Origin of the sequence: Burkholderia ubonensis subsp. mesacidophila, from assembly GCF_002097715.1 — a bacterium.
GTDB lineage: Bacteria > Pseudomonadota > Gammaproteobacteria > Burkholderiales > Burkholderiaceae > Burkholderia > Burkholderia mesacidophila.
In genome coordinates, this window is record NZ_CP020737.1 from 110,075 (window position 1) to 130,058 (window position 19,984).

The following is a 19,984-nucleotide window of genomic DNA, read 5'->3' on the forward strand; positions in this document are numbered from 1 at the left end:
GATGGCAAAGATCTTCTGCGTTGCGAACCAGAAGGGGGGCGTCGGCAAGACGACGACAACGGTCAATCTCGCCGCGAGCCTTGCAGCGCAGGAGCAACGTGTCCTGCTGATCGATCTCGACCCGCAAGGCAACGCGACGATGGGTAGCGGGATCGACAAGGCGGGCGTCGAGTCGACCGTGTACGAGGTGCTGGTCGACGGCGTCACGGTTGCCGATGCGCGTGTGCGCCCCGAAGCGGTGACGTACGACGTGCTGCCGGCGAACCGCGAGCTGTCCGGCGCCGAAATCGAGCTGATCGGTATCGACAATCGCGAGCGCCGGTTGAAGGCGGCGCTCGAGCGCGTGGCCGACGATTACGACTTCGTGCTGATCGATTGCCCGCCGACGCTGTCGCTGCTGACGCTGAACGGCCTGTGCGCGGCGCATGGCGTCGTGATTCCGATGCAGTGCGAGTACTTCGCGCTCGAGGGCCTGTCGGATCTCGTCAATACGATCAAGCAGGTGCACGCGAACATGAACCGCGACCTGAAGATCATCGGCTTGCTGCGGGTGATGTTCGATCCGCGCATCACGCTGCAGCAGCAGGTTTCCGATCAACTGAAGGCGCACTTCGGCGACAAGGTGTTCGACGTGGTGATTCCGCGCAACGTTCGCCTCGCGGAAGCGCCGAGTTACGGGTTGCCGGGCGTCGTGTTCGACCGCGGCTCGCGCGGTGCGCAAGCCTATCTCCAGTTCGGCGCCGAAATGATCGAGCGCGTGCGCGCGTTCGATGCGTGATCCGGACATGAGCGAAGCGAGGAAGAAAGACATGAACGCGGTGCCAAAGAAGAAAGGGTTGGGTCGTGGCCTCGAAGCGCTGCTCGGCGGCAGTGCCGACATCACCGAAGCGGTGAAGATCGAGGGTGCGCCGAACACGCTCGCGCTTGCGAAGCTGCAGGCAGGCAAGTACCAGCCGCGGACCCGAATGGACGAGGGCAGCCTGCAGGAACTGGCGGCGAGCATCCGCGCGCAGGGCGTGATGCAGCCGATCCTGGTTCGCCCCATTTCATCAGACAAATACGAGATCATCGCGGGCGAACGGCGTTTCCGTGCCGCGCGCCTCGCCGGCCTCGAGGAAGTGCCGGTGCTTGTGAAGGATGTATCCGATCAAGCCGCCGCCGCGATGGCGCTGATCGAGAACATCCAGCGCGAAGACCTGAATCCGCTGGAAGAGGCGCACGGCATCCAGCGCCTGCTCGACGAATTCAACTTCACGCACGAGCAGGCCGCCGAATCGGTCGGCCGTTCGCGCAGCGCGGTGTCGAACCTGCTGCGCCTGCTGAATCTCGCGGCACCGGTGCAGACGATGCTGCTCGCCGGCGATCTCGACATGGGCCATGCGCGCGCGCTGCTGGCGGTCGATGCGGCGACGCAGATCACGCTCGCGCACCAGGTCGTGAACAAGCGCATGTCGGTGCGCGAGACCGAGAAGCTCGTCACGCAGACGACGAAGGAAGCGCCGGCGGTGAAGGCGCGCGCGAAGGACGACGGCGGCCGCGACACGCGCCGTCTCGAAGAGGAGTTGTCCGACCTGCTGGCGTCGACGGTGAAGATCAAGCTCGGACGGCGCGGGCGAGGGCAGGTGACGGTCGATTTCGGCAGCCTCGATGCGCTCGAGGGCATCCTCGCGCGTTTGCGCGGCAACGTGACGGCGGAAGAGTAACGGGGTGTCGCCGATGGACAACGCGGGCGCTTCGGCGCCGCGCCGGTGGCTGGGCTGGCTCGCGCAGGAGCCGGTGCTGGCCGTGCTGGTCGCCGGCTTCATCCTGCTGCAATGGATGCGTCCGCAACCATTCGGAGTGCTGGTTGATCGCGTCGACTGGCAGACGGTCGCGACGCTTGCCGGCCTGCTGATGCTGACGAAGGCGCTCGAGCTGTCCGGGTGCCTGATGTGGCTGGCCCATCGCATCGTGCATCACGTGCATTCCGAGCGCGCGCTCGCGATGCTGCTCGTCGGGTTCTCCGCTGCACTCGCGATGTGGCTCACCAACGACGTCGCGCTGTTCGTCGTCGTGCCGTTGATGGTGTCGCTGCGCTCGTTGACGCCGCTCCCGTTCCGGCGGCTCTTGATCGTCGTCGCGCTGGCCGTCAACGCGGGGTCGGTCGCGACGCCGCTCGGCAATCCGCAGAACCTGTTCCTGTGGCAGTTGAGCGGCGTGTCGTTCAGCCGCTTCGTGCTCACGCTCGGGCCGCTCGCGATTGCGTTGATGATCCTGCTGCTCGTGGTGACTGCTTGTGCGTTTCGTGCGAAGCCGCTCGACCTGTCCGCCGATGTCGTCGCGTTGCCGGTGCAGCGCATGCAGGCACTCGTCGCGACGGCCCTGTTCGCCGCGTTCGTGCTGCTTGCCGATGCGCATCATGCTCTGCATGGCCTGATCGCTGTTGCCGTCGTGCTGGCGGTCGTGCGGCGCGACGCAGTGTTGAGGATCGACTGGCTGCTGTTGCTGATATTCGTGCTGATGTTCGTCGTGCTGCGCACCGCGGCTGCGCTGCCCGCGATACACGATGTGATCGCGCATGCGCGTCTCGACACGCCGCTGCGCGTGTTCGCGGCTGGCGCGATGTTGTCGCAAGGGATCAGCAACGTGCCGGCCGCGATCCTGTTGTCGGAGTTCACGCGGGATTGGCGCGCGCTTGCGTTCGGGGTATCCGTCGGCGGCTTCGGCGTCGCGATCGGCTCGCTCGCGAACCTGATTGCGGTGCGGCTCGCGAAGGAGCCGCGTATGTGGCTGCCGTTTCACCTCGTGTCGATTCCGTTTGCGATCGCAAGCGCCGTGCTCGGCGGGTGGCTGCTCGTTCACGGGTGAGTCGCGCAACACCGCTTCGATGCGCTGTATTCACAGTGATGCATCGAAAGCGGGGCGTTCACAGCAGTTCATCCGCAGCGTCACATCCGCAACGACTCATCCACAGCACCCCATCATTCGCACCAAACGCGATCGCCGGCCCATCCCGTCCACGACCTTCTCCACGCACGAAAGACTGTGCAAAAAATTGACCTTACAACTGTCATCGTACCTCGTGGATTCACGCGTTTTTCACATCATGAGGCGTCGTTTTACGCAGGTTTTTGTCGCGTCTAAAGCCTTGAATCACCTGCAACTATCGCTTACAATCGCCCGGATTTGTTAGCTAGGCGCCCCTGAAAGCTTTCGGAAAGCTTGGGGCCGGGTTCAGGGATTTTGCGGAAGACTGCGATGGCGGGTCAGGCGCCGAAAAGTGGGCACGATGATCACCGCGCGCAACGCACCGCTTCAGCGGCTGGCGAGCGGCGCGAATCCTCCGGCGATGACTGGGATGCCGAGCAGCAAGATGACAACATCGTTCCGCTCACGCGGGCAGAAGCCGAGAAGCTGTTCGGCCCGAACGTGAGTCGGCCCTCGCGTATCACCCCCTACAAGGTGGTGATCGCGCAAGTGGCCTTGTCCCTGGTTGCAACGCTGGCGTGGTGGCTGTTTTCGAAGTCGCCGGGCGCCGCTGCGCAATCCGCGTTTCTGGGCGGAGCGATCGGCTGGGTGCCGAGTGCGTTGTTCGTGGCAAGACTGAAGGCAGGTGGCTCGGCCACCGTGATGAGCTGGGTGGCAGGCGAAGCCCTCAAGCTCGGCGTGACGATCGGGATGTTCGCCGCAGTGGCGTACGGCTATGCCGGCGTGCACTGGGTGCCGCTCCTCGTCACGTACCTCGTCGTGCTGAAGACGTACTGGATCGCACTGGCCTGGCGGTAAGGAACAAGCAGCGCGCGGTTTCGACTCGAAAGCGCGCCGGCCCGTTCCCGCAATAGCGTATTGCGGAATCGGGCAAAACGATTTTCGACAATTTGGGTGGCATTAACGATATGGCAGCTAGCGAAGGCACGCGCGGTCCGGATCCGTCCGAGTACATTGCGCACCACTTGCAGAATTTCTCCACCTCGCATCAGACGTCGATTTTCGACATTCATGTCTGGAATCTCGACACGCTGTTCTGGTCGATCGTGTGTGGCGTCGTCACCATCCTCGTGCTGCGACTGGCTGCCCGCAAGGCGACGTCCGGCGTGCCGGGCCGCTTCCAGTGCGCAATCGAGATGCTCGTCGAGATGGTCGAAGACCAGTCGAAGGCGATCGTCCACGGCAACCGCGCATTCATCGCTCCGCTCGCACTGACTGTGTTCGTGTGGGTCGCGCTGATGAACTCCCTCGACTTCCTCCCCGTCGACCTGCCGGGCCGCGTGATCGGCCTGCTCGGTCTGTCGGACGTCATTTCCCACCATCGCATCGTCCCGACGGCCGATCTGAACGGCACGCTCGGCATCGCGCTCGGCGTGTTCGTCCTGATGATCTACTACAGCATCAAGATCAAGGGTGCGGGCGGCTTTGTGCATGAGCTGCTGTCGGCGCCGTTCGGCGCCCACCCGCTGCTGTGGATCCCGAACCTCGCGCTCAACATCGTCGAATATCTCGCAAAGACCGTCTCGCTCGGCATGCGGCTGTTCGGCAACATGTACGCGGGTGAGCTGCTGTTCCTGCTGATCGCCCTGCTCGGCAGCATGTGGAGCTTCGGCGGCGATGCATCGTTCCTCGGCTTCATTGGTCACGTGATCGCGGGCAGCGTCTGGGCAATCTTCCACATCCTGATTGTTCTGTTGCAGGCATTCATTTTCATGATGCTGACGCTGGTGTATCTCGGCCAGGCGCACGACAAGCACTAAGCGCGACGTGCAAACAAGAGTCTTCGTTTTAGTTTTTTAAATCTCAGTTCCAAGTCTTTTCACAAAGGAGTGATCATGCAAGCTTACATCGCCAACATCCAGGGTCTGACCGCCATCGGTATCGGCATCATCATCGGCCTGGGTGCTATCGGCGCCTGTATCGGTATCGCGCTGATGGGTGGCAAGTACATCGAAGCCTGCGCACGTCAGCCGGAACTCATCAACCCGCTGCAAACGAAGATGTTCCTGCTGGCCGGCCTGATCGACGCGGCGTTCCTGATCGGTGTTGGTGTCGCCATGCTGTTCGCGTTCGCGAACCCGCTCCTGTCGAAGCTCGCCTAAGGTTCCTCGGAAATATGCGTCCGGCGCAAGCCGGCGCAGGGCGGAACGGAGACTTGGGGCGCTGATCGAATGCAACTCGATGAGCGCCTTACCGTTTCATTTTTCCCCGGAATAGCAGATAAGGAAACACCGTGAATCTCAACGCAACTCTGTTTGCGCAAATGGTCGTGTTCCTGGTCCTCGCGTGGTTCACGATGAAGTTCGTGTGGCCGCCGTTGATCAACGCCCTTGACGAGCGCGCGAAGAAGATCGCCGACGGCCTCGCCGCCGCAGAAAAGGGCAAGGCGGAACTCGACGCAGCGCACAAGCGCGTGGACCAGGAACTCGCGCAGGCCCGCAATGACGGCCAGCAGCGCATCGCCGACGCTGAAAAGCGTGCCCAGGCGGTCGCCGAGGAAATCAAGGCCAACGCCCAGGCTGAAGCCGCCCGCATCGTCGCCCAGGCGAAAGCGGAAGCAGAACAGCAAATCGTGAAGGCGCGCGAAGCGCTGCGTGGCGAAGTCGCTACGCTGGCCGTGAAGGGCGCCGAGCAGATCCTGAAGCGCGAAGTCGATCAAACGGCCCACGCCCAACTGCTGAATCAACTGAAAGCCGAGCTCTGATCATGGCCGAACTTGCAACCATCGCCCGCCCTTACGCAGAAGCGCTGTTCCGCGTGGCCGAGGGGGGTGACATCGCCGCCTGGTCCACGCTCGTGCAAGAGCTGGCCCAGGTTGCGCATCTGCCCGAAGTGCTCTCCGTGGCGTCGAACCCGAAGGTGACCCGCGCGCAAGTGGCCGAGCTGCTGCTTGCCGCGGCGAAGTCGCCGCTCGCGACGTCCGCCGAGGCGAAGAACTTCGTGCAGATGCTGGTCGACAATCATCGCATCGCGCTGCTGCCGGAAATCGCCGTGCAGTTCGACGCGCTCAAGAACGAGCGCGAAGGCGCCGCCGACGCAACGATCGTCAGCGCATTCCCGCTGAACGGTACGGACCTTGAAGGTCTCGTCGCGAGCCTCGAGCGCAAGTTCAAGCGCAAGCTGAAGCCGACGGTCGAAGTCGATTCGTCGCTGATCGGCGGCGTGCGCGTGACGGTTGGCGACGAAGTGCTCGACTCTTCGGTTCGCGCGCGCCTTGCTTCGATGCAGGCTGCCTTGACCGCCTGAGCGCCACGCCGGCACGCAACAGAATTGACTATCAGGAGCGAATAATGCAACTCAATCCCTCTGAGATCAGCGAGCTGATCAAGAGCCGGATCCAGGGCCTTGAAGCGAGCGCAGACGTTCGCAACCAGGGCACCGTGATCTCCGTGACCGACGGTATCGTGCGCATCCACGGCCTGTCGGACGTGATGCAGGGCGAAATGCTCGAGTTCCCGGGCAACACGTTCGGCCTCGCGCTGAACCTCGAGCGCGACTCGGTCGGCGCGGTGATTCTCGGCGAATACGAACACATCTCGGAAGGCGACATCGTCAAGACGACGGGCCGCATTCTCGAAGTCCCGGTTGGCCCGGAACTCGTCGGCCGCGTGGTCGACGCACTGGGCAACCCGATCGACGGCAAGGGCCCGGTCAACGCGAAGCTGACCGACGCGATCGAAAAGATCGCCCCGGGCGTGATCTGGCGCAAGTCGGTGTCGCAGCCGGTGCAGACCGGCCTGAAGTCGATCGACTCGATGGTGCCGATCGGCCGTGGCCAGCGTGAGCTGATCATCGGCGACCGTCAGTGCGGCAAGACCGCGGTGGCGCTCGACACGATCATCAACCAGAAGGGCAAGGACCTGATCTGTATCTACGTCGCGATCGGCCAGAAGGCTTCGTCGATCATGAACGTGGTTCGCAAGCTGGAAGAAACCGGCGCGATGGAATACACGATCGTCGTCGCCGCTTCGGCGTCGGATTCCGCCGCGATGCAGTACCTCGCACCGTACGCGGGCTGCACGATGGGCGAATACTTCCGCGACCGCGGCCAAGACGCGCTGATCATCTATGACGACTTGACCAAGCAGGCTTGGGCATACCGTCAGATCTCGCTGCTGCTGCGCCGCCCGCCGGGCCGTGAAGCGTACCCGGGCGACGTGTTCTATCTGCACTCGCGTCTGCTCGAGCGCGCGGCTCGCGTGTCGGAAGAGTACGTCGAGAAGTTCACGAACGGCGAAGTGAAGGGCAAGAGCGGTTCGCTGACGGCACTGCCGGTCATCGAAACGCAAGCGGGCGACGTGACCGCGTTCGTTCCGACGAACGTGATCTCGATCACCGACGGCCAGATCTTCCTGGAAACCGACCTGTTCAACGCGGGCATCCGTCCGGCAATCAACGCCGGCGTGTCGGTGTCGCGAGTCGGTGGCGCCGCGCAGACGAAGGTCGTGAAGAAGCTGTCGGGCGGTATCCGTACCGACCTCGCGCAGTACCGTGAACTCGCAGCGTTCGCGCAGTTTGCGTCGGACCTCGACGAAGCGACCCGCAAGCAGCTCGAGCGCGGCCGCCGCGTGACGGAACTGCTGAAGCAGCCGCAGTACCAGCCGCTGCAGGTGTGGGAACTGGCCGTGTCGCTGTACGCCGCGAACAACGGCTACTTCGATGACCTCGACGTCAAGCAAGTGCTGCCGTTCGAGAAGGGCCTGCGCGAATTCCTGAAGACCAGCCACGCTGACCTCATCAAGCGCATCGAAGACACCAAGGATCTCTCGAAGGACGACGAAGGCGCGCTGCGCGCGGCGATCGAATCCTTCAAGAAGTCCGGTGCCTATTGATCCGCGAGTGACACACTGAGGCCGCGCGGGTGCTGATGCGCCCGCGCCGCTTCGGTCAAGGAGCAAGCTATGGCTGGAATGAAGGAAATTCGCGGCAAGATCAAGAGCGTGCAGAACACGCGCAAGATCACGAAGGCGATGGAGATGGTGGCTGCATCGAAGATGCGCCGCGCGCAGGAACGTATGCGCGCCGCTCGTCCGTATGCGGACAAGGTCCGTGCCATCGCTTCGCACATGAGCCGCGCGAACCCGGAGTACCGTCACCCGTTCATGGTGGCGAACGACGGCGCGAAGACGGCCGGCATCATCCTCGTCACGACGGACAAGGGTCTGTGCGGCGGTCTGAACACCAACGTGCTGCGCGCGACGGTGCAGAAGTTCAAGGAGCTGGAAGAGAAGGGCCAGAAGGTCGAAGCCACCGCGATCGGTAGCAAGGGCCTCGGGTTCCTGAACCGCTTCGGCGCGAAGGTGATGTCGCAGGTCGTGCACCTCGGCGACACCCCGCACCTCGACAAGCTGATCGGCGCGGTGAAGACGCAGCTCGACCTGTACTCGGAAGGCAAGCTGTCGGCGGTTTATCTCGCGTACACGCGCTTCGTCAACACGATGAAGCAGGAAGCGGTGATCGAGCAGCTGCTGCCGCTGTCGTCGGAGCACTTCGAGGCGAATGACGGCACGCCGGCCACGTCGTGGGACTACATCTACGAGCCGGATGCGCAGGCTGTCGTCGACGAGCTGCTGGTGCGCTACGTCGAGGCGCTGGTGTACCAGGCTGTCGCGGAAAACATGGCGTCGGAGCAATCGGCGCGGATGGTCGCGATGAAGGCTGCGTCGGACAACGCGAAGACCGTGATCAGCGAGCTGCAGCTGGTGTACAACAAGAGCCGTCAGGCCGCGATCACGAAGGAACTGTCGGAGATCGTCGGCGGCGCCGCAGCTGTTTAAGCGCGAGCCGCAAGACCACCCGAAACTGCGCCTTTGCGCGAGTAAAGAATCAGGTATTTAAAGGAAAAGCGATGAGTACTGCTGCTTTGGTAGAAGGCAAGATCGTACAGTGCATCGGCGCCGTTATCGACGTGGAATTCCCGCGCGAAAGCATGCCGAAGATCTACGACGCGCTCATTCTGGAAGGCTCGGAACTGACGCTCGAAGTCCAGCAGCAGCTGGGCGACGGCGTGGTCCGCACCATCTGTCTGGGTGCTTCCGACGGCCTGCGCCGCGGTCTGACGGTGAAGAACACGAGCAAGCCGATCTCGGTGCCGGTCGGCAAGCCGACCCTCGGCCGGATCATGGACGTGCTCGGCCGTCCGATCGACGAGGCTGGCCCGATCGTGAGCGAACACACCCGTTCGATCCACCAGAAGGCGCCGGCGTTCGACGAACTGTCGCCGTCGACCGAACTGCTCGAAACGGGTATCAAGGTCATCGACCTGATCTGCCCGTTCGCAAAGGGCGGCAAGGTTGGCCTGTTCGGCGGTGCTGGCGTGGGCAAGACCGTCAACATGATGGAGCTCATCAACAACATCGCGAAGGAACACGGCGGTTACTCCGTGTTCGCGGGCGTGGGCGAGCGTACGCGTGAAGGGAACGACTTCTACCACGAAATGAAGGACTCGAACGTTCTCGACAAGGTCGCGCTGGTGTACGGCCAGATGAACGAGCCGCCGGGCAACCGTCTGCGCGTGGCGCTGACCGGCCTGACGATGGCCGAGCACTTCCGTGACGAAGGCCTCGACGTGCTGTTCTTCGTCGACAACATCTACCGTTTCACGCTGGCCGGTACCGAAGTGTCGGCACTGCTCGGCCGTATGCCGTCGGCAGTGGGCTATCAGCCGACGCTGGCTGAAGAAATGGGCAAGCTGCAGGAACGCATCACGTCGACCAAGAAGGGCTCGATTACGTCGGTCCAGGCCGTGTACGTCCCTGCGGACGACTTGACCGACCCGTCGCCTGCAACCACCTTCGGCCACCTGGACGCAACCGTCGTTCTGTCGCGTGACATCGCTTCGCTGGGTATCTACCCGGCGGTCGACCCGCTCGACTCGACGTCGCGCCAGATCGACCCGAACGTGATCGGTGAAGAGCACTACTCGATCACCCGTCGCGTTCAGCAGACGCTGCAGCGCTACAAGGAACTGCGCGACATCATCGCGATTCTGGGCATGGACGAACTGTCGCCGGAAGACAAGCTGTCGGTCGCGCGCGCACGTAAGATCCAGCGTTTCCTGTCGCAGCCGTTCCACGTTGCTGAAGTGTTCACGGGCTCGCCGGGCAAGTACGTGCCGCTGAAGGAAACGATCCGCGGCTTCAAGATGATCGTCGACGGCGAGTGCGATCACCTGCCGGAACAGGCGTTCTACATGGTCGGCACGATCGACGAAGCCTTCGAGAAGGCCAAGAAGATCCAGTAAAGGTCGGGTGTAACGCAGCGGGCGCCCGTGCGTCCGCGATGGCTACCATCTCGGTAGCGCTTCGCGGACGGGCGCCCACGAATACGCTCAACCGCCGTGCATGGGACGAGAGTAAGCGCTGAAGCGCTAACACTCGTCGACAGGAGTCGATATGGCAACCATCAAAGTAGACGTCGTCAGCGCGGAAGAGCAGATCTTCTCGGGCGAGGCGAAGTTCGTCGCGCTGCCGGGCGAAGCGGGTGAGCTGGGCATCCTGCCGGGCCACACGCCGCTGATCACGCGGATTCGTCCGGGTGCGGTGCGCATCGAAACCGAAAGCGGCAACGACGAATTCGTGTTCGTCGCGGGCGGCATTCTCGAAGTGCAGCCGGGCGCCGTGACGGTGCTCGCCGATACCGCGATCCGCGGCAAGGATCTCGACTCGGCGAAGGCCGAGGAAGCGCGCAAGCGCGCCGAGGAAACGCTGCAGAACGCGAAGTCGGACATCGACCTCGCGAAGGCGCAGTCCGAGCTCGCGACCGCGATGGCGCAGCTCGAAGCGATCCAGCGTCTGGCGAAGATCCGCAGCCGTCACTGAGCCGCGCTTCATGCGTCGTGCGAAAGAAAGCAGCCTCCGGGCTGCTTTTTTTTCGCCCCGGTTTCGTCAGGGTTTCGTCCGAGCGTGCTATTTCGCCCGATAGCCGAGAATCGATGTCAGAGTGTTGTCAGCGGAGCGCGCTATCGTCCGCTGCATCAGACTGACAAAAGACACGAGCTTTGCATGGGACCAGAGTAAGCGCTAAAGCGCCAACTCTGGTCGACAGGAGACATTCATGGCTGCAGACCCTGGCGTGCGGGCGCTGATCGCGCCCGAGAACGGATTGTCGTACGTGCGCGGCGCGACCGACGTGCCGCTTTCCGAAGCGACGATCGGGCAGTTCCTGCGGGATACTGCCGAACGCTTTCCCGATCGCCCGGCCGTGGTGTTCCGTGAGCAAAACGTGCGCTGGAGCTGGCGCGAATTCGCCGACGAGGTCGACGTGCTGGCCACGGGCCTCGGCGCGCTCGGCATCGCGCGGGGCGACCGCGTCGGCATCTGGTCGCCGAACCGCAGCGAATGGCTGCTCACCCAGTTTGCGACCGCGCGCATCGGCGCGATCCTCGTCAACCTCAATCCCGCCTACCGGCTCGCGGAACTCGAATACGCGCTGAACAAGGTCGGCTGCAAGGCGGTGATCACCGCCGAGCGCTTCAAGTCGTCCGGCTATGTCGAGATGCTGCAGGCGATCGCGCCGGAACTCGCGAGCGCGACGCCGGGCGACCTGCATGCGGTGCGCGTGCCGAGCCTGCGCACGATCGTGTCGATGAGCGAGGTTGCGCCCGCCGGCATGTTCCGCTTTGCCGACGTGATGGCGCGCGGCCGCGAGGCGCTCGACCGGGCCGCGCTCGACGCGCTCGGCGCGGCGCTCGCGTCGATCGATCCGATCAACATCCAGTTCACGAGCGGCACGACCGGCAGCCCGAAGGGCGCGACGCTCTCGCACCGCAACGTCGTCAACAACGCGCGCTCGATCGCGCAGGCAATGCGCTTCACCGAGCAGGATGCGCTGTGCATTCCGGTGCCGCTCTATCACTGCTTCGGGATGGTGCTGGCCGTGCTCGCGTGCGTATCGACCGGTGCGGCGATGGTGTTCCCCGGCGAGGCGTTCGACCCGGCCGCGACGCTCGCCGCGGTATCCGACGAACGCTGCACCGCGCTGCACGGCGTGCCGACGATGTTCATCGCGGAGCTCGATCATCCGGACTTCGCGAAGTACGACCTGTCGTCGCTGCGCACCGGCATCATGGCCGGCTCGCCGTGCCCGATCGAGACGATGAAGCGCGTCGTGTCGCAAATGCACCTGTCGGAAATCACGATCGCGTACGGGATGACGGAGACGAGCCCGGTGTCGTTCCAGAGCTCGACCGACGATCCGCTCGAGATGCGCACGACGACCGTCGGCCGCATCCAGCCGCACCTGGAAGTGAAGATCGTCGATCCGAGCGGCGGCATCGTGCCGGTCGGCGCGACGGGCGAGCTGTGCACGAAGGGCTACTCGGTGATGCGCGGCTACTGGGACGACGACGAGAAGACGCGCGATGTGCTGATCGACGGCTGGATGCACACCGGCGATCTCGCGACGCTCGACGCGGACGGCTACTGCAACATCGTCGGCCGGCTGAAGGACATGCTGATCCGCGGCGGCGAGAACATCTATCCGCGCGAGATCGAGGAATTCCTGTTTCGTCATCCGAAGATCCAGAGCGCGCAGGTGTTCGGCGTGCCCGACGCGAAGTATGGCGAGGAAGTGTGCGCGTGGATCGTGCTGCGCGCGGGCGAGCAGCTGACCGAGGACGACGTGCGCGCGTTCTGCCAGGGGCAGATCGCGCACTACAAGATTCCGCGCTACATCCGCTTCGTCGACGAGTTGCCGATGACGGTGACGGGGAAGGTGCAGAAGTTCGTGATGCGCCAGCGCATGATCGACGAGCTGAAGCTCGACGTGCAGAAGACCGCATGATGCGGCTCCGGCGGCTCGACGGAGGAAAAGCGCGACGGCCTGCGGGCCGTTGCGTTTTCGATGGACGAAAAAAAGCGGGCTTATTAGCCCGCTAAAAACCACACGCTACGGGGTTAGCGCGAGGAGACCAAAGATGGAACGCGTCCGGTCCGGGGACCGGAAACGACTCCAACAAGGATGCCCCCCGGAAGGGCTTCGGCATATAACCGACGGGCTCGCAGTGCTTCGCGTCCGCTCACACTTGGCACACGAGACCGCATCCGTGTTGAAACCGTTGAAAGGCATTGTGGGCGAATTGATGTGCCCTCGCGGTAACAAAGTGTTTCAGGTTGTAACGCCCGCCAGATAAGGCTTCCCGGGATTTTTTGCTGTTTTAAGGGGCTCTATGGAGGTCATTTTTACCAATATTTTCGAAAGAGTTTTCATCGCATGCGCGTAATGCGTTTTTCATGCGTGACAGGCTCGACGAAGTCCACAATTGCACGCCAAAAAGTGCAACGCGCAGAGGATTTGATGTCCGACGATTCAATCATCAGAAAGATTTTGAAACGTGATCGGGTGATCGCGGTAGTCGGCCTTTCGGATAAACCTCATCGCCCGAGCCACGGCGTCGCCGAAACCATGCAGCAGGCGGGCTACCGGATCGTGCCGGTCAATCCGGCGCTCGACGGCCGGCGCGTGCTCGGCGAGCGCTGCTACGCGTCGCTGCCTGCCGCCACGGCCGCGCTCGCGCACGACGGCATCGCAATCGGGATGGTCGACGTGTTCCGCAAGTCGTCGGAAGTCGCAGCGGTCGCCGACGATGCGATCGCGATCGGCGCGCAGTCGCTGTGGCTGCAGCTTGGCGTGATCGACGAGGCCGCGGCCGCACGGGCGCGCGCGGCGGGCCTCGACGTCGTGATGGATCGCTGCGTGCTGATCGAGCATCGGCGGCTCGGCGCGGGTTGATGGGCGGCCCGGCCGCGGCGGCCGGCGTTACTTCAGCCACTTGTCCGAGATCGCCCGGAACTCGCCGTTCGCGAGCGACAGGTGCAGCCATTGATCGACGTACTGCTGGAACACGACGTCGCCGCGCGGCACCATGTACGCCTTCTCGCCGAACTGGAACGGTTGGTCCGGATGCACCGAGCAGAGGCCCGGATTCAGTTTTTGCTGCAGCAGCGTCTCGGACGCGTCGGTCACCATCACGTCCGCCTTGCCCGCGAGGATCTGCTTGAAGATCGTCACGTTGTCCGGGTAGACGGTGACGTTCGCGTGCGTGAAGTGCTGCTTCGCAAAGCGCTCGTTGGTGCCGCCGGGGTTCACGATCACGCGGGTCTCGGGACGGTCGATCTGCGCGACGGTCTGGTATTTGTCGGCGTCCGCGCAGCGCACGATCGGGGTCTTGCCGTCGGTCATGTACGGCTGCGTGAAGAATGCGCGCTTCTGGCGCTCGAGCGTCGTCGATACGCCACCGACCGCGATGTCGCACTTCGCCACGAAATCCGCGGTCAGGTTCGGCCAGCTTGTCTTCACGTAGTCGGCCTTCACGCCGAGCGATTTCGCGAGCGCGTCGGCCATGTCGATGTCGATGCCCTCGAACCTGCCGTCGGCGCGATAGTACGAATACGGCTTGTAGTCGCCCGTCGTGCAGATGCGCAGCGTGCCGCGCGCGAGCACGTCGTCGAGCCGCGAGCCGGCGCCTGCCGCGCCGCTGCCGCCCGGGGCCGTCTGCGCGTGCGCGGCCGCGGCGCATACCAGCGCGGCGACGGCGGCGATCGTGGCGAGCTGCTTCATCGGGTCTCCTCCTTCGTTCGTTTCGATATGGGTGTCCGATCATAACGGAGCCATCGCGCGCGTCATATGGCCGCCATCGGCGCCGCGTACGCGGCGGGATCGCGCCGCTCCGGTAAAATGCGCTTTTGCCTCTTCCGCATCGTCGCCTCCACCGTGGCTCATACCCTGCTCAACGACACCTTCCTGCGTGCGCTTCTGCGCGAGCCGACCGACTACACGCCGATCTGGCTGATGCGTCAGGCCGGCCGCTACCTGCCCGAATACAACGCGACGCGCGCGCGCGCAGGCAGCTTCCTCGGGCTCGCGAAGAATCCCGACTACGCGACCGAAGTGACGCTGCAGCCGCTCGAACGCTTCCCGCTCGACGCCGCGATCCTGTTCTCGGACATCCTGACGATTCCGGATGCGATGGGCCTCGGTCTCGACTTCCAGGTCGGCGAAGGGCCGAAGTTCGCGCATCCGGTGCGCACCGAGGCGGATGTCGCGAAGCTTGCGGTGCCGGACATCGGCGCGACGCTCGGCTACGTGACGGACGCGGTGCGCGAGATCCGCCGCGCGCTCACCGACGGCCAGGGCCGCCAGCGGGTGCCGCTGATCGGCTTCTCGGGCAGCCCGTGGACGCTCGCGTGCTACATGGTCGAAGGCGGCGGCTCGGACGACTTCCGCACCGTGAAGTCGATGGCGTACTCGCGGCCGGACCTGATGCACCGGATCCTCGACGTCAACGCGCAGGCGGTCGCCGCGTACCTGAACGCGCAGATCGAAGCGGGCGCGCAGGCGGTGATGATTTTCGACACGTGGGGCGGCGCGCTTGCCGACGGCGCGTACCAGCGCTTCTCGCTCGACTACATCCGGCGCGTCGTGTCGCAGCTCAAGCGCGAGCACGACGGTGAGCGCGTGCCGGTGATCACGTTCACGAAGGGTGGCGGGCTGTGGCTCGAGGAAATCGCGGCGACGGGCGTCGACGCGGTCGGGCTCGACTGGACCGTCAACGTCGGCGCCGCGCGCGAGCGCGTCGCGGGGCGCGTCGCGCTGCAGGGCAACCTCGATCCGACGATCCTGTTTGCGCCGCCGGCCGCGATCCGCGAGCAGGCGCGCGCGGTGCTGGACAGCTACGGCAACCATCCGGGCCACGTGTTCAACCTCGGCCACGGCATCTCGCAGTTCACGCCGCCCGAGCACGTCGCCGAGCTGGTCGACGAGGTGCACAACCACAGCCGCGCAATCCGTAGCGGAGCCGCGCGCTGATTGCAAGTGCGGGCGTGCTGCGGTGCGGAGCCGCAGCGTTTCGCGCCCTGAGCTAAACAGGGCGCAACCCCGCCCGGGCGGGTGATCGGCAGCTTGTCAAGACTTGACTTATACACATTTTCCACGTTGCAGCGCGGTAGAGCCCCGTATCGGTCAATTTGCCCCGCTATGGTCTGAGAATTTGAATAGCAGCCTTATGGAATAAGGCTTTGCGGGCCCCGGTTATGAACCGGAAAAAGCAGCGGCAGGCTCGGCCCGACGCGCTCCGGGCGCGGTAAGTGTCAAGTTCTCAACAAAGTTATCCACAGGCCGGTCAGGGTATACGGCGATTCCTAATGCGAATCCAAAACTTAGCGCCGAATCTGAAGTTTTACTTTAAGTTTGCCGCCGCCGCCCCCGCATTGAGGGGCGGAACCCGGACGCTTCGCATGCTCACGGGAGGCCCGTGACCGACGGCACCTATCTGCGGGTGGCGCTCGACCATCCACTCGCGACCCTGTTCGATTACCGCTGCAACGCGCAGCCGGCGCCCGGGCCCGGCACGCTCGTGCAGGTGCCGTTCGGCAAGCGGCAGGCGGTCGGGCTCGTCTGCGAAGTAACGACTCACACTGACGTGCCGCCGTCGCGGCTGCGCGCGGTCGACGCGATCTGCGCGGACCTGCCGCCGCTGTCCGCCGACTGGCTCGCGCTCGTCGCGTTCGCCGCCGACTACTACCAGCGCGGCCGCGGCGAAGTCGCGCTGCCGGCGCTGCCGCAGGCGCTGCGCGACGCCGGCCGCTGGGGCCGGCTGCTGGCGCCGGAGATCCGCTATCGGCTGTCGGAAGCCGGCCGCGCCGCGCTGCCGGATGCGCTGCCCGCGCGCGCCGCCGCGCTGCGGCGGCTGGCGCAGGCGCTCGTCGATGCCGAGTCGCTGAGCCTGCCCGACGCGCGCGCGCTGCATCCGAAGGCGGCCGCGACGCTCGACGACTGGGCCGCGCAAGGCTGGGTCGACGTCGAGGAAATCGGCTGGGCGGATAACCCTGTGGCCAAGCCTGGGGATAACCTGTCGACAACGAGTGGAAAAGGCGGTGGGCGAACTGTGCCGCCGCCGCTGACCGACCAGCAGGCGGAGGCGCTCGACGCGATCCGTGCCGCGCAGGGGTTCGCGCCGTTCCTGCTGCACGGCGTGACGGGCAGCGGCAAGACCGAGGTCTACCTGCATGCGCTCGCGGCGCTGCTGGACGCGCGGCCCGATGCGCAGGCGCTCGTGCTCGTCCCCGAAATCAACCTGACGCCGCAATTCGAGGCGGCGTTTCGCGCGCGCTTTGCCGGCACGCTCGCGTCCGACGCGATCGTCACGCTGCACAGCGGGCTCGCCGAAGGCGAGCGCGCGCGCAACTGGCTGGCCGCGCATACCGGCCGCGCGCGGATCGTGCTGGGCACGCGCCTCGCGGTGCTCGCGTCGCTGCCGGCGCTCGCGCTGATCGTCGTCGACGAGGAGCACGAGCCGGCCTACAAGCAGCAGGAAGGGCTGCGCTATTCGGCGCGCGATCTCGCGGTCTGGCGCGCGAAGCAGCTCGGCATCCCGGTCGTGCTCGGCTCCGCGACGCCGTCGCTCGAGAGCTGGTGGCAGGCCGAGCAGGGGCGCTATACGAAGCTCACGCTGTCGCGGCGCGCGGTGGCCGACGCGGTGCTGCCGAGCGTGCGGCTGGTCGACCTCGAAGAGGAGCGGCGGCGCGGGCGGGCGTCGATGGGCGGGTTGTCCGGGCCGCTCGTCGCGGCGCTGAAGGCGCGGCTCGAGCGTAGTGAGCAGAGCCTCGTGTTCCTGAACCGGCGCGGCTACGCGCCCCAGCTCGCGTGCGACGCGTGCGGCTGGGTCGCCGGCTGCCCACGCTGCAGTGCATACGTCGTGCTGCACAAGCCCGAGCATGCGCTGCGCTGCCACCACTGCGGCTGGGAGGCGCGCATTCCCCGGTCGTGCCCCGAATGCGGCAACGTCGACATCGCGCCGCTCGGCCGCGGCACGCAGCGCGTCGAGGAAGCGCTCGTCGAGGCGGTGCCCGGCGCGCGAATCCTGCGGATCGACGCGGACAGCACGCGCCGCAAGGGCAGCGCGCAGGCGCTGTTCTCGGACGTGCACGCGGGCGAGGTCGACATCCTGGTCGGCACGCAGATGATCGCGAAAGGGCACGATTTCCAGCGCGTGTCGCTCGTCGGCGTGCTCAACGCCGATACCGCGCTGTTCTCGCACGACTTTCGCGCGAGCGAGCGGCTGTTCGCGCAGCTGATGCAGGTGAGCGGCCGCGCGGGCCGCGCCGGGCTGCCGGGCGAGGTGCTCGTGCAGACGCGCTATCCGCGTCACGCGCTGTACCACGCGCTTGCGCGGCACGATTACGTCGGCTTCGCGAATTCGACGCTCGGCGAGCGCCGCGACGCACACCTGCCGCCGTTCGTCTACCAGGCGCTGCTGCGCGCCGAAGGGCGCACGCTCGACGCGGCGCTCGAATTCCTGCAGCGGGCCGCGGCGGCGCTGCCGGGGCTGCCCGGCGCGGACCGCGTGACCGTCTACGACGCGGTGCCGATGACGATCGTCAAGGTCGCGAACGTGCATCGCGCGCAGTTGCTGCTCGAAAGCGCGTCGCGCGCGGCGCTGCAGCACGCGCTGCGTGCATGGCAGTACGAGCTGCGCGCGTTGAAGGGCGTGCTGCGGTGGAGCGTCGAGGTCGATCCGCTGGATATCTAGCGGAACGCAAAGAGGTGGCGAGGAAGGGGGCTTGGCAGCGAGCGCTTCGTCGCTGTGCGGCCTGGCAGGCGATGGATCACATGCGGCTATCTCGAAAATTGCAATGTAATCAATTGGTTAGTATTGTTCCTTTCGTTTTTCTTTCATCGATGAGGGGACAATGCAACCAAGCGATGCAGGAGAAGTCCGGGTCATACTGAGTGTGGCGCAACTGTCGGCGGTGCTGAGAGGACAATCGATCAGTCCGACCGAGATGCTGAGCAATCGGATGTGGGGCGGCTTGCAGGTGATCGGCGAGCCTGCTCGAAATGGCGGGGGCGGCGGCGCTATGCGTCGCGCCGGAGCCGACCGGCCTCACCAAGCTCGGCTGCGTCGCATTCGGCGTGCACGGAGCGGATACGGCGGCGGCCGCGTTGAATCAGGTGTGGACTGCGCGAGATACGAGCGCGCTGTTGCAGCAAGGGGTGAGCAAGCTCGTCGGTGCGGCGAATGCGCCGCCGGAGATGGCGGATCATGTCGGGCTGTCGCTGGATATCGCGGTGCCGTTCGCGCTCGCGGGAGCGGTCAAGGCGATCCGCGCGTCGAGCATCGTGGCCGGGCGGATCGATTTGATGCAGCATGAAGCGAGGGCGACGAATCCGGGACTTGGCGGGCACACGATTGCGAAGCATGTCGGAAAGAGTGAAGCGTATCTCAGATCGCGACTCAAGGCTGAACCGAAAAAGGACTTTGTGTCGTCATTTTCGAATTTGGCCGAGGCGGAATGGGCCATTTCAAATGTCATGCAGAAAAATGCCACCAAGATAGGTGTATGGGCGCAATCTGCCTCAAAAGGTCCTCTTGTTCTCAATGAAAGCGTCGGACGAAGCGTCGGTTATGGGCTAAGCAGAGAAAATGGAATCGTTGGAAATCTAAGTCACGTCCAAGTCGTCTTGAAGCTGCGGGAATACAACGGGATGCCATTTTATATTATTTCATCATATTTGACGAAGTGATGATAAACGCTCAGGAATATCCTCGACTTTTCACTATTCTGGGATCGTATCTTGGTCAGGACTCGGATCTGTGGGGAGCGACATTCGATGAAATCATCGCGTGCTACAAAAGCGAGAGTACAGATGCTGAAAGGGCCGAACTATTGCGCGAAATAGATTTGTTTGAAGAGAGATATCGTTCAAACCTCGATGAAGTATTTTTGGAAGCGTACGGGCATGATTTCAACCCCAAGCTCTGGGGATTCACCACGGTATCTTTTTTTGATGCGCTGAGAAGAATTCTGTAATGGCTATTTCCTGGCGCATCGGCTTGTACTTGATGTCTTGTACACATCTCATCAAGGCTCTCGGTAATCCGTGATTACGGCGGTGGCCGGACAACGGCCCGAGTCTCGTTTCCGGGTGCTCCGCAAGCTGGAGTCCTCTATTTCAAAGGGCTCCGGCAAGCACGTGTTGCGGACACAAAAGACATGTCGAGATAGGGAGCCTCAGC

The 19,984-nt window shown here is 64.3% G+C and carries 19 protein-coding genes; 18 read left to right on the forward strand and 1 reads right to left on the reverse strand.

The window, feature by feature from the left end; genetic code table 11:
- The first annotated feature begins 1 nt into the window (after position 1).
- The 14 genes from B7P44_RS00510 to B7P44_RS00580 all read left to right on the forward strand — a co-directional run bounded on the left by B7P44_RS00510 (position 2) and on the right by B7P44_RS00580 (position 13,698).
- The gene (locus B7P44_RS00510; protein ID WP_010093111.1) at positions 2-778 is read left to right on the forward strand and encodes a ParA family protein; all 777 of its coding nucleotides are present in this window, start codon (positions 2-4) and stop codon (positions 776-778) included.
- A 31-nt stretch (positions 779-809) separates the two neighbouring features.
- Positions 810-1,703, forward strand: coding sequence for a ParB/RepB/Spo0J family partition protein (locus B7P44_RS00515; RefSeq protein ID WP_084906308.1), 894 nt, complete (start codon positions 810-812; stop codon positions 1,701-1,703).
- A gap of 13 nt (positions 1,704-1,716) precedes the next feature.
- Positions 1,717-2,847 (forward strand): SLC13 family permease, encoded by a 1,131-nt coding sequence (locus tag B7P44_RS00520; protein WP_084906310.1) that lies wholly within the window; start codon positions 1,717-1,719, stop codon positions 2,845-2,847.
- Positions 2,848-3,237: 390 nt separating this feature from the next.
- Positions 3,238-3,765, forward strand: coding sequence for an ATP synthase subunit I (locus B7P44_RS00525; protein ID WP_084899494.1), 528 nt, complete (start codon positions 3,238-3,240; stop codon positions 3,763-3,765).
- A gap of 110 nt (positions 3,766-3,875) precedes the next feature.
- Positions 3,876-4,727 (forward strand): F0F1 ATP synthase subunit A, encoded by an 852-nt coding sequence (gene atpB / locus B7P44_RS00530; protein ID WP_084899496.1) that lies wholly within the window; start codon positions 3,876-3,878, stop codon positions 4,725-4,727.
- Between the two features lie 75 nt (positions 4,728-4,802).
- Complete coding sequence (gene atpE, locus B7P44_RS00535; protein WP_084906312.1) at positions 4,803-5,069, forward strand: F0F1 ATP synthase subunit C; 267 nt, start codon at positions 4,803-4,805, stop codon at positions 5,067-5,069.
- A 131-nt stretch (positions 5,070-5,200) separates the two neighbouring features.
- Positions 5,201-5,671 carry a F0F1 ATP synthase subunit B gene (locus tag B7P44_RS00540; protein ID WP_010093101.1) on the forward strand — a complete coding sequence of 157 codons (471 nt, stop codon included), beginning with the start codon at positions 5,201-5,203 and terminating at the stop codon, positions 5,669-5,671.
- A gap of 2 nt (positions 5,672-5,673) precedes the next feature.
- On the forward strand, positions 5,674-6,213 hold the full coding sequence (locus tag B7P44_RS00545; protein ID WP_042586703.1) for a F0F1 ATP synthase subunit delta: 540 nt from the start codon (positions 5,674-5,676) through the stop codon (positions 6,211-6,213).
- Positions 6,214-6,257: 44 nt separating this feature from the next.
- Positions 6,258-7,799, forward strand: coding sequence for a F0F1 ATP synthase subunit alpha (atpA, locus tag B7P44_RS00550; protein ID WP_010093097.1), 1,542 nt, complete (start codon positions 6,258-6,260; stop codon positions 7,797-7,799).
- A gap of 69 nt (positions 7,800-7,868) precedes the next feature.
- Complete coding sequence (gene atpG, locus B7P44_RS00555) at positions 7,869-8,744, forward strand: F0F1 ATP synthase subunit gamma (RefSeq protein ID WP_084899499.1); 876 nt, start codon at positions 7,869-7,871, stop codon at positions 8,742-8,744.
- Positions 8,745-8,815: 71 nt separating this feature from the next.
- Positions 8,816-10,210: a F0F1 ATP synthase subunit beta gene (gene atpD, locus B7P44_RS00560; protein ID WP_076481926.1), complete on the forward strand. Its 1,395-nt coding sequence runs from the start codon at positions 8,816-8,818 to the stop codon at positions 10,208-10,210.
- 151 nt (positions 10,211-10,361) lie between these two features.
- Complete coding sequence (locus B7P44_RS00565) at positions 10,362-10,787, forward strand: F0F1 ATP synthase subunit epsilon (protein WP_076481924.1); 426 nt, start codon at positions 10,362-10,364, stop codon at positions 10,785-10,787.
- A gap of 235 nt (positions 10,788-11,022) precedes the next feature.
- Complete coding sequence (locus B7P44_RS00570) at positions 11,023-12,750, forward strand: AMP-binding protein (protein ID WP_084899501.1); 1,728 nt, start codon at positions 11,023-11,025, stop codon at positions 12,748-12,750.
- Between the two features lie 543 nt (positions 12,751-13,293).
- Entirely contained in the window at positions 13,294-13,698 is a 405-nt protein-coding gene (locus tag B7P44_RS00580) for a CoA-binding protein (protein WP_331251264.1), read from the forward strand.
- Positions 13,699-13,725: 27 nt separating this feature from the next.
- On the opposite strand, the gene B7P44_RS00585 is transcribed toward B7P44_RS00580, so the two are convergent.
- A complete protein-coding gene (locus tag B7P44_RS00585; RefSeq protein ID WP_084899507.1) occupies positions 13,726-14,526 on the reverse strand; it encodes a transporter substrate-binding domain-containing protein in 801 nt (266 codons plus the stop codon).
- A 153-nt stretch (positions 14,527-14,679) separates the two neighbouring features.
- Here B7P44_RS00585 and hemE point away from each other — a divergent pair, with 153 nt between their 5' ends.
- The 4 genes from hemE to B7P44_RS00605 all read left to right on the forward strand — a co-directional run bounded on the left by hemE (position 14,680) and on the right by B7P44_RS00605 (position 19,778).
- Entirely contained in the window at positions 14,680-15,774 is a 1,095-nt protein-coding gene (hemE, locus tag B7P44_RS00590; protein ID WP_088500593.1) for a uroporphyrinogen decarboxylase, read from the forward strand.
- 445 nt (positions 15,775-16,219) lie between these two features.
- Positions 16,220-18,496: a primosomal protein N' gene (locus tag B7P44_RS00595; protein WP_084899511.1), complete on the forward strand. Its 2,277-nt coding sequence runs from the start codon at positions 16,220-16,222 to the stop codon at positions 18,494-18,496.
- A gap of 308 nt (positions 18,497-18,804) precedes the next feature.
- Positions 18,805-19,491: an RNase A-like domain-containing protein gene (locus B7P44_RS00600; protein WP_321970421.1), complete on the forward strand. Its 687-nt coding sequence runs from the start codon at positions 18,805-18,807 to the stop codon at positions 19,489-19,491.
- Entirely contained in the window at positions 19,491-19,778 is a 288-nt protein-coding gene (locus B7P44_RS00605; protein WP_231716635.1) for a contact-dependent growth inhibition system immunity protein, read from the forward strand. Before B7P44_RS00600 ends, B7P44_RS00605 begins: the two co-directional genes overlap by 1 nt.
- The last annotated feature ends 206 nt before the right edge of the window (positions 19,779-19,984 follow it).

Coding starts and splice junctions, on each gene's coding strand:
- B7P44_RS00605 (WP_231716635.1), top strand. CDS start 19,491: ATGATAAACGCTCAGGAATATCCTCGACTTTTCACTATTCTGGGATCG.
- B7P44_RS00600 (WP_321970421.1), top strand. CDS start 18,805: ATGGCGGGGGCGGCGGCGCTATGCGTCGCGCCGGAGCCGACCGGCCTC.
- atpA (WP_010093097.1), top strand. CDS start 6,258: ATGCAACTCAATCCCTCTGAGATCAGCGAGCTGATCAAGAGCCGGATC.
- B7P44_RS00585 (WP_084899507.1), bottom strand. CDS start 14,526: ATGAAGCAGCTCGCCACGATCGCCGCCGTCGCCGCGCTGGTATGCGCC.
- B7P44_RS00545 (WP_042586703.1), top strand. CDS start 5,674: ATGGCCGAACTTGCAACCATCGCCCGCCCTTACGCAGAAGCGCTGTTC.
- B7P44_RS00565 (WP_076481924.1), top strand. CDS start 10,362: ATGGCAACCATCAAAGTAGACGTCGTCAGCGCGGAAGAGCAGATCTTC.
- B7P44_RS00570 (WP_084899501.1), top strand. CDS start 11,023: ATGGCTGCAGACCCTGGCGTGCGGGCGCTGATCGCGCCCGAGAACGGA.
- atpE (WP_084906312.1), top strand. CDS start 4,803: ATGCAAGCTTACATCGCCAACATCCAGGGTCTGACCGCCATCGGTATC.
- atpD (WP_076481926.1), top strand. CDS start 8,816: ATGAGTACTGCTGCTTTGGTAGAAGGCAAGATCGTACAGTGCATCGGC.
- atpG (WP_084899499.1), top strand. CDS start 7,869: ATGGCTGGAATGAAGGAAATTCGCGGCAAGATCAAGAGCGTGCAGAAC.
- B7P44_RS00515 (WP_084906308.1), top strand. CDS start 810: ATGAACGCGGTGCCAAAGAAGAAAGGGTTGGGTCGTGGCCTCGAAGCG.
- B7P44_RS00520 (WP_084906310.1), top strand. CDS start 1,717: ATGGACAACGCGGGCGCTTCGGCGCCGCGCCGGTGGCTGGGCTGGCTC.
- B7P44_RS00525 (WP_084899494.1), top strand. CDS start 3,238: ATGGCGGGTCAGGCGCCGAAAAGTGGGCACGATGATCACCGCGCGCAA.
- atpB (WP_084899496.1), top strand. CDS start 3,876: ATGGCAGCTAGCGAAGGCACGCGCGGTCCGGATCCGTCCGAGTACATT.
- B7P44_RS00510 (WP_010093111.1), top strand. CDS start 2: ATGGCAAAGATCTTCTGCGTTGCGAACCAGAAGGGGGGCGTCGGCAAG.